This window comes from Chryseobacterium sp. (genome assembly GCF_019236175.1).
GTDB lineage: Bacteria > Bacteroidota > Bacteroidia > Flavobacteriales > Weeksellaceae > Chryseobacterium.
The window spans coordinates 76,672-86,624 of record NZ_JAFAJM010000002.1; the positions used below are offsets into that span (position 1 = coordinate 76,672).

A 9,953-nucleotide genomic window follows, 5' to 3' on the forward strand; every position below is an offset into this window, starting at 1 on the left:
AACAGATGACAGAAGAATATTCGCATGAGGGTGAAAGCTTAAAGAAAGTTTCCGGTCTTTATAAAGACTGGTTTCTGGATTATGCTTCCTATGTAATTCTGGATAGAGCTATCCCTTCGGTATATGACGGTCTAAAACCCGTTCAACGAAGAATCATGCACTCCATGAGAGAACTGGAGGACGGGCGTTACAATAAGGTCGCCAATATCGTGGGAAATACCATGAAATATCACCCGCATGGTGATGCTTCCATTACAGATGCCATGGTACAGATCGGGCAGAAAGAATTGCTGATAGATACTCAGGGAAACTGGGGAAATATCTATACGGGAGATTCCGCTGCGGCAGCAAGATATATTGAGGCAAGACTGACACCTTTCGCATTGGAAGTAGTCTTTAATCCTAAAACAACAGAATGGACAAAATCCTACGACGGAAGAAATAATGAACCGGTAGATCTTCCCGTAAAGTTTCCATTGCTGCTCGCTCAGGGAGTAGAAGGAATCGGGGTGGGACTTTCTACGAAAATACTCCCACATAACTTCAACGAGCTGATTAATGCATCCGTAGCCTATTTAAAAGGAAAGAAATTTGAACTGTTTCCGGACTTTTTAACAGCAGGTTATCTGGATGTTTCTGAATATAATGACGGACACAGAGGCGGGAAAGTAAGAGCCAGAGCTAGAATTACCCAGACCGATAAACATTTGCTGGTGATTTCTGAGCTTCCGTATTCCAAAACCACCAGTGACCTGATTGATTCTATCCTGAAAGCTAACGAAAAAGGAAAAATCAAGATCAAAAAAATTGAAGATAATACTTCGGATAAAGTAGAGATCCTGATCCATATTCACAATGATGTTTCGCCGGATAAAACAATTGACGCCCTGTATGCATTTACCGATTGTCAGGTTACCATTTCACCTAATGCCTGTGTCATCGTAGGAGATAAACCTATGTTTATGAATGTTTCCGAAATTCTGAAAATGAATACGGATCATACTGTTTCACTGCTGAAAAAAGAACTTGAGATTGAACTTCATGAACTTCAGGAAAGCTGGCATTTCTCTTCACTGGAAAGAATTTTCATCGAAAACAGAATCTATCACGATATCGAAGAGGTGAAAACCTGGGAAGACGTATTAAAAACAATAGATAAAGGATTAAAACCACATACCAAACATCTTTTAAGAGCTGTAACCGAAGAAGATATCTTAAAATTAACAGAAATCAGAATCAAGAGAATCTCAAGGTTCGATTTAGATAAATTTAAAGAAAACATCGCAGCCCTTGAAGGTAAAATAGAGCAGGTAAAATATAATCTGGCTAATCTTATTGCCTATGCCATTGATTATTACTTAAATATTCAGAAAAAATACGGGAAAGACAAACAGAGAAAAACCGAACTTAGAATCTTCGATACTATTGATGCCACAAAAGTTGCGGTAGCGAATGAGAAATTCTATGCCAATTTTGAAGAAGGTTTCATAGGAACATCACTGAAAAAAGATCAGTATATGTTCGACTGTTCAGATATAGATGATATCATTACTTTCAGAAAAGACGGAAGTATGAAAGTGGTGAAAGTAGAAGCCAAAACATTTATCGGAAAAGATATTCTTCACGTTGCAGTCTGGAAGAAAAACGATAAAAGAACGGTCTATAATATGATTTATCGCGAAGGCAGAGAAGGACCCTATTATATGAAACGTTTTTCGGTAACCGGGGTAACACGAAATACAGATTATCCGCTGGCTTCGGATAAAAAAGGTTCTGAAACCTTATATTTTTCAGCCAATCCAAACGGTGAAGCAGAAACGGTAACTGTGCTTTTAAAACCAAACCCTAGAATCAGAAAAAATAAAATGGATATCAATTTCTCCGAACTGGCCATTAAAGGACGTGATTCTAAAGGAAATCTGGTAACCAAATATGCTGTTAAAAAAGTAGATATGAAGGAAGAAGGAGTATCTACGCTGGCTCCGAGGAAAATCTGGTTCGACGATACGATAAGAAGACTCAATGCTGATGCAAGAGGTACATTACTGGGGAATTTTAAAGGAGATGATAAAATACTGACAATCAATACCAATGGTGAAGTAAAGCTTGTTTCCTTTGATCTGGGTAATCGTTTTGATGACGAATATCTGGTGCTGGAAAAATGGAAACCTGAACAACCCATCACCTGTATTTACTACGACGGAGACAAAGATATCTACTTTATCAAAAGGTTCTTACTGGAAAATACGGTCAATTTACAGACTTTCATGCCATCTGAACATCCTAAATCATTTATTGAAAATGTAATTGTAGCGAACGATGCAACGGCTGAAATTATTTTTGCTAAAGATAAAGGAAAAGAACGTGATTCTGAAACCATAAATATTGATGAGTTCATTACTGTAAAAGGAATTAAGGCCATCGGAAATCAATTTACAAAATTTAAAGTAAAAGCCATTAATATTACAATTCCTGAACTTATAGAAGAAGAACCGGAGGTATATGAAGAACCGGAACACACAGGTGAAACCGATGAAGACGGAGGGATTATAGGTGATCTGTTCCAGAGTGATGAATCTGAAAATTAAAAAACATGAATATTGTAATATTATGTATCGCAATAACAGCTATTATAAGCTTTGTCGCTTTTAATAATCCTGCTATTACTGAAAAATATAAATTCAATGTAGGAGCGATTCTCCATAGAAAAGAATATATACGTCTGCTTTCATCAGGCTTTTTACATGCTGATATTATGCACCTGGTATTTAATATGCTGACTTTGTATTTCTTTGCACCCATTGTTATGCAGGGGTTTGGAAATATAGGATTTATTATTGTCTATCTGGGCGCGATATTATTAGGGAATTTCCTTTCATTGTATATCTACCAAAAACAGCCATGGTATTCTGCTGTAGGAGCTAGTGGAGGAGTTTCAGGAATTCTTTTTGCCTCTATAGCGCTGATGCCGGATATCGGTATTTATATGTTCTTTATTCCGATCGCCATTCCCGGTTATATTTTTGGGCTGGTATATTTCGGATATTCAGTATATATGATGCTTAACCCCAGACCGCATGATAATATTGGCCATGCAGCTCATTTAGGAGGTGCATTTCTGGGGCTGGTTTATGCTGTGGTCAATGCACCGGAAAGTGCTATGCATAACGGCCTTTATATAGGTATTATGTCACTTCCTTTAATTTATTTAGCTTATGAAATATTTGTAAGGAAACGAATAGGATAAAAGACTATTTTTACTTAAAATATCAAAACCAATGAACACATCAGAGTTAAACAGTTTCATCGTGATACTTATCTATGGTTCATTGGTTTTGCTTTCTCTATTAAAGCTGGCCAATCCTTTGAAAGTGAACCGGAAGGCCAACCTTTGGTTTGGAATTTTCCTTTTTCTGTGGTCTACTTTCTGGCTGGATGAGATCTTGTTTTTAGTGACAGGTGGCAAAGTAGAGTTTCAATCTCTGTTTCTGGTCCGGTTTATACAATTCTTTACGCCCGTTTTCTTTTATTTCAGCGTATTATTGTATACCAATCCCTCTTTTAAATTTACCATTACAGATCTCAAATTCCTGCTGTTTCCTATTGCCTTTCTGATTTGTCTTGTAGGTATTTCACTAGGGTATTCTTCCCCTTTTGAATATCTGAATATTATGCTCATTTTAGCTCAGGCATTGCTGTATACGGGGGTCTCTTATATTACCATTAGACAGCATCAAAGAAAAATCCAACAGTTTTCTTCCAATACGGAGGAGATTGATCTGAACTGGCTGGAGTATATCATTGTCGTTCTTTTTATTGTCAATATTATTTACATTATTTATAATCTTTTTTATGACCCGAAATCATTAAATTTTTTCATCAATTCGGTCTTTCTGCTGGTTATTTATTGGGTAGCTTACTATTCTCTGAAGCAGAAGGAGATTTATCCCATAGAAGAAAAGCAGCGTCAGGAATTAATTTCTATTGATGAGGAAGTTCATGAAGAAAAAATTAAAAGAAAGCTTATTTCAGATGAAGAATTATTGAAAATTAAAATGGAACTTGAGGAGATTATGAACAGTCAGCAACCTTATCTGGATAGCGAACTGAATCTGATTAAAATGGCCGAGATCTTATCAGTGTCCACCCATCATTTGTCTTACGTAATCAATACAGGATTTGAGAAAAACTTTTTTCAATATGTCAACGAATACAGAATTGAATATGCCAAAATATTATTAAAAGATCCGGAAAGTAAATTTTCCATTTTAGGAATAGCTTATGAATCGGGATTCAATTCCAAGACTTCCTTTAATACCACCTTCAAAAAAATGACCGGACAGACCCCTTCTGAATATAGAAAAATAAGTCCGGATTTATAGATGTTAACCTTTTTTTTGTTTAGTTGATTGATTTTCATGCTTTTGCTGCTTTTTGGTTTCCACCTTAAAATGGGTTCACTCAGATCATTCGGAACATTAAAACCTACTATCACCGATAGTTTTGTACACATAAATTTTATGTGTATGAAAACCGAAGAATTGTATGCGGTAATTACAGGAGCCAGTCAGGGTTTAGGAAAATCATTCGCCGAACAATTGGCAAAAAGAAAAATTAATCTCATTCTGGTAAGTCTTCCCAATCAGAATCTGAAAGAATTTGCCCGTGAACTTGAAAACAGATATACGGTAAAAACCTGTTATTATGAAGTTGACCTCTCAGTCAATGAAAATGTAATGAAGCTTACGGAATGGCTTAATACCTCGTTTGAAATATATATTCTGATCAATAATGCCGGAATTGGAGGAACGAAGAAATTTACAGAAGCTTCTCCGGATTATATCAATACTATTCTTCAGGTCAACGTAGCAGCGACTTCACTGATTACGCACCAGCTTTTGCCTAATCTTTTAAGGCAATCCGGAGCCTATATTTTAAATGTCTCCAGTATGGCCGCTTTTTCTCCGATAGGCTTTAAAACAGTGTATCCGGCTTCTAAAACCTTCATTCATTCATTTTCCAGAGGCCTGTATGAAGAATTAAAAGAGACCAGTGTTTTTGTAAGCGTGGTCAATCCGGGAGCGATGAAAACTAATCCAGAAGTCTGTAAAAGAATTGAAAAACAGGGGCTTTTGGGAAGGCTTACACTTTTAAATCCTGATAAAGTGGCATCCCGATGTATTGAGAGACTATTTAAAAAAGATTCCGTAATTATGGTGAATCCTGTAAGCTGGCTGATAATGAAGGTTTTACCTATTTGGATAAAACTGCCACTGATGACTAAGGCCATTAAAAGAGAAATTGAAGTATGAAAAAAATTTTTGTCACCGGAGCAACAGGGCTTCTGGGAACCCATGTTGTTATTAAATTACTAAATGATGATTATTCTGTTATTGCTTTGGTGCGTAAGAAAAGCAAGTATTTGGGTGAAGAGAACGAAAACCTCGAACTGATTGAAGGTGATCTGTCTGCTGATATTTCATCTTTTCTGAAAGGAGTGCACAGTTTCATTCATATTGCTGCTGAAACGGGTCAGAATCTGTTGAATTATGAGGATTATAAAACCATAAACTATGATCGTGTTGTAAGTCTTTTCAATCAGGCAGAAACCTGTGGAGTAAAGAAATTTCTGTTTATAAGCTCTGCCAATACATTAGGCTATGGAAGCCTGGACAATCCCGGAGACGAAAAGAATATTCAACGTTATCCCTTTACAAAATCTTTATATGCTCAGAGTAAATTGCAGGCAGAAGACTATCTTCTGAAGCATTGTCAAAAGACTGAGGTTGTTATTCTGAATCCTGCTTTTATGATAGGCGCTTATGACAGCAAGCCAAGTTCAGGGAAAATTATTTTCATGGTCTGGAAAAAGAAACTGGTCTGGTATCCGAAAGGCGGGAAAAATTTTGTACACGTGAAAGACGTAGCCAATGGAGTCGTACAGGCGATTGAAAAAGGAAAAAATGGTGAAAAATATCTTCTGGCAAATGAAAACCTGAGCTACAGAGAATTTTTTCGAAAAATAAATGAAACGACCTGCCAAAAGCCAATTATGATTCCGATTCCGGATATGATACTGAGTATTTTAGGATGGATTGGAGACAGGGCAAGAAAACTCCATATAAAAACGAATCTGAGTTCTGTTAATATGAAAGCCCTTCAGATTCATAATTATTATTCCAATCGGAAGTCGGTGTGCCGGTTAGGCATACAATATCAATCCATAGATCAGGCATTGAAAGATGCTGTTTCTTTTTTTGAAGACCAAAAATAAGTGAACTTCTGATCAATAAGACAGGAACAGGCTTTAATCTGTTCCTGTTTTTATCGATTATTTAGAAAAATTTTCCAGCGCTTCCTCAAGAATCTCCACAAAGTTGATCTGCTTTGTTTTGTTACTTTCAAAAATGAAATCCTTCATGCTCTTACTTTCATATTTGCTGAAATCTCCTACAATAGCCAGAGCAATGCGATAATTTGAGAATTTTTGAAGAATTTCACCGGCTATCTTTGTTTTCAGATCAAAAAAATCAGGAGTGATATTCTGCTCGTACACTACGATTTTATCAAAGCCCTGATAATAAATATCTCCCATTAAGTCCAGTCCGTCCTGAGCATTCCGGATGATAATATCATCTGAGATGATTTCTGCAATTTTGGTATTGTTGATGGTATGTGATTTGATTAACATGGTTTTCGTTTATTTACGTAACAAAGATACTCAAACTATAAAGGGAGGAAAAGAGAACAGTTCACTTATTTTATTCCGAAAATAAACCTGTCATTTTCAGATAAATCTTTCAATAGCTGAGAATCAGAAAAAAAATGATAGAGCGCCAATGTTTCAGGACCTAATTTTTGATTAATTTCCAAAAACAAGAATCCATTATCATTCAGGTGCTTTTTCGAATCTTCTGCAATTTTTCGGTAAAAAATAAGGGCGTCTGAAGTGGGAGAGAAGAGCGCCATTTTAGGTTCAAATTCCTTCACGGAATCAGCAATTTCAGTTTCCTCTTCAATGCCTATATAAGGCGGATTTGAGATGATAATGTCGTAGGTTTCTGTGATTTCAAAATTCAGATAATCGGCATGTATCAGATTGATGTCCAGTTTGTGGAAATCTGCATTTTGCCGGGCAGTTTTTAGAGCTTTTTCAGAATAATCTATAGAAGAAACTTCAGCTTCAGGAAAATGTTTTTTCAGCACCAAAGGAATCACTCCGCTTCCGGTTCCGATATCCAGTATCTTTAGAGGCTGAGTTTTTTCCGTTAATTGTTTAATCTCTCTGATCGCTATTTCCAGTAACTCTTCCGTTTCCGGACGGGGAATAAGAACATTTTCATCCACAAAGAATGTCATTCCGTAAAACTCAGTTTCCCCTAAAATCTGCTGATAAGGCTTTCCGGTTGTAAGCTCCGAAACAAGGCTGTAAAGTTTTTGTTCATCATCGATTAAAAGTTTCTGATCAGCAAGTCTCCTCTGCTGAAAATGATCGAAACCTGTAATTTTATGAATAAAGATGGAAGACAAAAAAGCACTTTCCGGCTCAGTGTAAAGGCCGGAAAGTGTTTCTTTAAAATATTTTTTAAATGCTGAGATGGTCATTTATCTTGTAAAAACGAGTTTTGTATCTGTAGATTTTTCTTCATCGATTCTGTATCCCTCGTAATTGAAGGCTTTAACATCTTCCAGTGTTTTCGCATTGGTTTCCGCACAAAACCTTACGACAAGTCCTCTTGCATGCTTGGTATACACAACAATAGTTTTTAGTTTACCATCTCTCAGCTCATAGAAATCAAAATCAATAACCTTATGGTTAAGTTTTTTTCGGTCGATTACTTTTCCATACTCATTGCTGGCAAGATGAAGCAGGATTTCTCCTTTTTTCATTTCGGTATTCAGCAGTTCGGTAATTTTTTCTCTCCAGAATTCATACAGGTTTTTGTACTGATCAAACTCAAAAGGGCGGCCCATTTCAAGTCTGTAAAGCATTACTTTGTCAGACGGTTTTAAAAGGCCATACAGCCCTGAAAGCATTCTGTAATTTTTCTGAAGATAATCTACCGCTTCTTTGTCCAGGGTCTTAGCATCCAGTCCCCGGTATACTTCTCCTGTAAATGCAAACATCGCAGGAGCAGACTCTTTTGCCGTAGGTCTGGACTTCCATTTTTGATTTCTTTCCCAGTTTTCATCAGCCAGCTTGGGTGATATTTCCATTAATTCGGAAAGATATTTAGGAGACTTTTCCTTCAAATAAGTTTGTATAAATGCTGCCTCTTCAATGAATTTTGGTGTTGTAGATTTCAACAGGTCCGTTGAATTTTCCACATTCATTAATTTAGCAGGTGAGGTTACAATTTTCATAATGTTAAAATACAGATAAGTGTTTAAAATCAATAGAATTCATAATCATCAGAGAGATAAAATCAATCATAAAATGGCAGATAATCAGAATTTTAATGTTTGAATATTTTTTATAAAACAAGGCAAAAATAAATCCAATAAACGAGGTGGCTACAACCTGGCCTATAGTTCCGTAGGTGCTGTGAAGAATTCCAAATAAAAGAGACGAGACGATTACTCCGGCCATCGGACTATTGTATATTTTCTCTATCCTTGGCTGGATATAGCCCCTCATCAGCAACTCTTCCATGACGCCTGCGGTAAAGCATGTAAAAATAATTAAAAAATAATCATTTTTAAACAAAATTGAAAACTGAAGGAGTTTATCACTGGTGCTTTCAAGGGTTGTCAGATGAATCAGTAAATTGAGGAAGGCATTGCCTAAAATACAAATCAGATATAAGCTGATGACAGCTTTAGCATAGAACAGGGCATTATATTTTTTCTCTTCTTTGAGTAAAAAAGGCCCTTTTTCTACCACAAAATTGTAGATAAATATAATAAGCAAAATCATCCATAACACCATTCTGCTGATATAAAAACCAAGAGTCGTATTACTTTTGATTCCCGTAAAAAAACTGATAATAGGAAAAGCATACAACATCAATAAGGCCAAAAGCACAAACGTGAGCAGGATCCCTATAGAATATTTTCCGTTAAGACTAAAATTTTTCAACCGTATATCCAGAATTAAACCGTTCCTTTTCCCTGACGAATGATTTCCGGCTCTCCTGAAGTAAGATCTACAATGGTAGAGGCAACATTATCACCATATCCGGAATCAATCACAATATCCACAAGGTGATCATATTTCTCAGCAATCAGTTCAGGGTCTGTAGAATATTCGATAATTTCATCGTCATCGCGAATAGACGTTGAAGCAATAGGATGCCCCAATTTTTCAACAATAAGCTGTGGAATCGGATGATCAGGAACACGGATCCCGATTGTTTTGTGTCCTTTGTAAGCTAAAGGCAGGCTTTTGTTCGCTTCAAGAATAAAAGTGAACGGCCCCGGTAAATGACTTTTCAAAAACCTGAAAACTGAAGTTTCAATAGGTCTGGTAAAGTCTGAAAGATGGCTGAGATCATTACAAATAATAGAGAATTTTGCCTTTTCAAGCTTTATTTTTTTCAACTGAGCCAGTTTTTCCATGGCTTTTATATCAAAAATATTACAGCCTAATGCATAAATGGTATCAGAAGGATAGATGATCAGTCCGCCGTTGTTTAATGTTTTAATAACCTCATTTACAAGATTTTCTTGTGGGTTATCCGGATAAATTTTCAATATTTTTGCCATAAAACAAAGATACAAATAATAAAATAGTTTTCATAGAAGTCCTTTATTTAAAAGAAAAATTAGGATTTTAAAAAAAAAGTCGTACATTTGCAATCCAATAACGCGGGATGGAGCAGTAGGTAGCTCGTCGGGCTCATAACCCGAAGGTCATCGGTTCGAGTCCGGTTCCCGCTACTAAGCAAGTGCTTTCGGTAGGCACTCTAAAAATACACCGCGGGATGGAGCAGTAGGTAGCTCGTCGGGCTCAT

General features: G+C 36.4%; 10 protein-coding genes and 1 tRNA gene. 6 read left to right on the top strand and 5 right to left on the bottom strand.

Annotation, left to right across the window (positions count from 1 at the left end):
• The first annotated feature begins 5 nt into the window (after positions 1 to 5).
• The 5 genes from JO178_RS01425 (at position 6) to JO178_RS01445 (ending at position 6,274) form a co-directional block, all read left to right on the top strand.
• Positions 6 to 2,588 (top strand): DNA gyrase/topoisomerase IV subunit A, encoded by a 2,583-nt coding sequence (locus tag JO178_RS01425; RefSeq protein ID WP_291930667.1) that lies wholly within the window; start codon positions 6 to 8, stop codon positions 2,586 to 2,588.
• 5 nt (positions 2,589 to 2,593) lie between these two features.
• Positions 2,594 to 3,247: a rhomboid family intramembrane serine protease gene (locus JO178_RS01430; protein WP_291930669.1), complete on the top strand. Its 654-nt coding sequence runs from the start codon at positions 2,594 to 2,596 to the stop codon at positions 3,245 to 3,247.
• A gap of 31 nt (positions 3,248 to 3,278) precedes the next feature.
• The gene (locus tag JO178_RS01435) at positions 3,279 to 4,382 is read left to right on the top strand and encodes a helix-turn-helix domain-containing protein (protein WP_291930671.1); all 1,104 of its coding nucleotides are present in this window, start codon (positions 3,279 to 3,281) and stop codon (positions 4,380 to 4,382) included.
• 144 nt (positions 4,383 to 4,526) lie between these two features.
• Positions 4,527 to 5,312, top strand: coding sequence for an SDR family NAD(P)-dependent oxidoreductase (locus JO178_RS01440; RefSeq protein WP_291930674.1), 786 nt, complete (start codon positions 4,527 to 4,529; stop codon positions 5,310 to 5,312).
• Positions 5,309 to 6,274, top strand: coding sequence for an NAD-dependent epimerase/dehydratase family protein (locus tag JO178_RS01445; protein WP_291930676.1), 966 nt, complete (start codon positions 5,309 to 5,311; stop codon positions 6,272 to 6,274). Before JO178_RS01440 ends, JO178_RS01445 begins: the two co-directional genes overlap by 4 nt.
• Before the next feature lie 57 nt (positions 6,275 to 6,331).
• Here the strand turns inward: JO178_RS01445 and JO178_RS01450 are convergent, their stop codons facing one another.
• From JO178_RS01450 to JO178_RS01470, 5 genes are all read right to left on the bottom strand, one after another.
• Positions 6,332 to 6,691, bottom strand: a complete 360-nt coding sequence (locus JO178_RS01450) for a DUF4180 domain-containing protein (protein ID WP_291930678.1) — start codon at positions 6,689 to 6,691, stop codon at positions 6,332 to 6,334.
• 65 nt (positions 6,692 to 6,756) lie between these two features.
• Positions 6,757 to 7,605: a peptide chain release factor N(5)-glutamine methyltransferase gene (gene prmC, locus JO178_RS01455; RefSeq protein ID WP_291930680.1), complete on the bottom strand. Its 849-nt coding sequence runs from the start codon at positions 7,603 to 7,605 to the stop codon at positions 6,757 to 6,759.
• Complete coding sequence (gene yaaA / locus JO178_RS01460) at positions 7,606 to 8,364, bottom strand: peroxide stress protein YaaA (RefSeq protein WP_291930682.1); 759 nt, start codon at positions 8,362 to 8,364, stop codon at positions 7,606 to 7,608.
• Positions 8,365 to 8,368: 4 nt separating this feature from the next.
• Positions 8,369 to 9,079 (bottom strand): CPBP family intramembrane glutamic endopeptidase, encoded by a 711-nt coding sequence (locus tag JO178_RS01465; RefSeq protein WP_291930685.1) that lies wholly within the window; start codon positions 9,077 to 9,079, stop codon positions 8,369 to 8,371.
• Between the two features lie 14 nt (positions 9,080 to 9,093).
• Positions 9,094 to 9,705, bottom strand: coding sequence for an L-threonylcarbamoyladenylate synthase (locus tag JO178_RS01470; protein ID WP_291930687.1), 612 nt, complete (start codon positions 9,703 to 9,705; stop codon positions 9,094 to 9,096).
• A 101-nt stretch (positions 9,706 to 9,806) separates the two neighbouring features.
• Here JO178_RS01470 and JO178_RS01475 point away from each other — a divergent pair.
• Positions 9,807 to 9,879, top strand: a tRNA-Met gene (locus JO178_RS01475).
• Positions 9,880 to 9,953 lie beyond the last annotated feature (74 nt).

Excerpts from the sequence above, each read along its gene's own strand:
- JO178_RS01450 (WP_291930678.1), bottom strand. The coding sequence starts at position 6,691 with ATGTTAATCAAATCACATACCATCAACAATACCAAAATTGCAGAAATC.
- JO178_RS01430 (WP_291930669.1), top strand. The coding sequence starts at position 2,594 with ATGAATATTGTAATATTATGTATCGCAATAACAGCTATTATAAGCTTT.
- prmC (WP_291930680.1), bottom strand. The coding sequence starts at position 7,605 with ATGACCATCTCAGCATTTAAAAAATATTTTAAAGAAACACTTTCCGGC.
- JO178_RS01470 (WP_291930687.1), bottom strand. The coding sequence starts at position 9,705 with ATGGCAAAAATATTGAAAATTTATCCGGATAACCCACAAGAAAATCTT.
- JO178_RS01435 (WP_291930671.1), top strand. The coding sequence starts at position 3,279 with ATGAACACATCAGAGTTAAACAGTTTCATCGTGATACTTATCTATGGT.
- JO178_RS01440 (WP_291930674.1), top strand. The coding sequence starts at position 4,527 with ATGAAAACCGAAGAATTGTATGCGGTAATTACAGGAGCCAGTCAGGGT.
- JO178_RS01425 (WP_291930667.1), top strand. The coding sequence starts at position 6 with ATGACAGAAGAATATTCGCATGAGGGTGAAAGCTTAAAGAAAGTTTCC.
- JO178_RS01445 (WP_291930676.1), top strand. The coding sequence starts at position 5,309 with ATGAAAAAAATTTTTGTCACCGGAGCAACAGGGCTTCTGGGAACCCAT.
- yaaA (WP_291930682.1), bottom strand. The coding sequence starts at position 8,364 with ATGAAAATTGTAACCTCACCTGCTAAATTAATGAATGTGGAAAATTCA.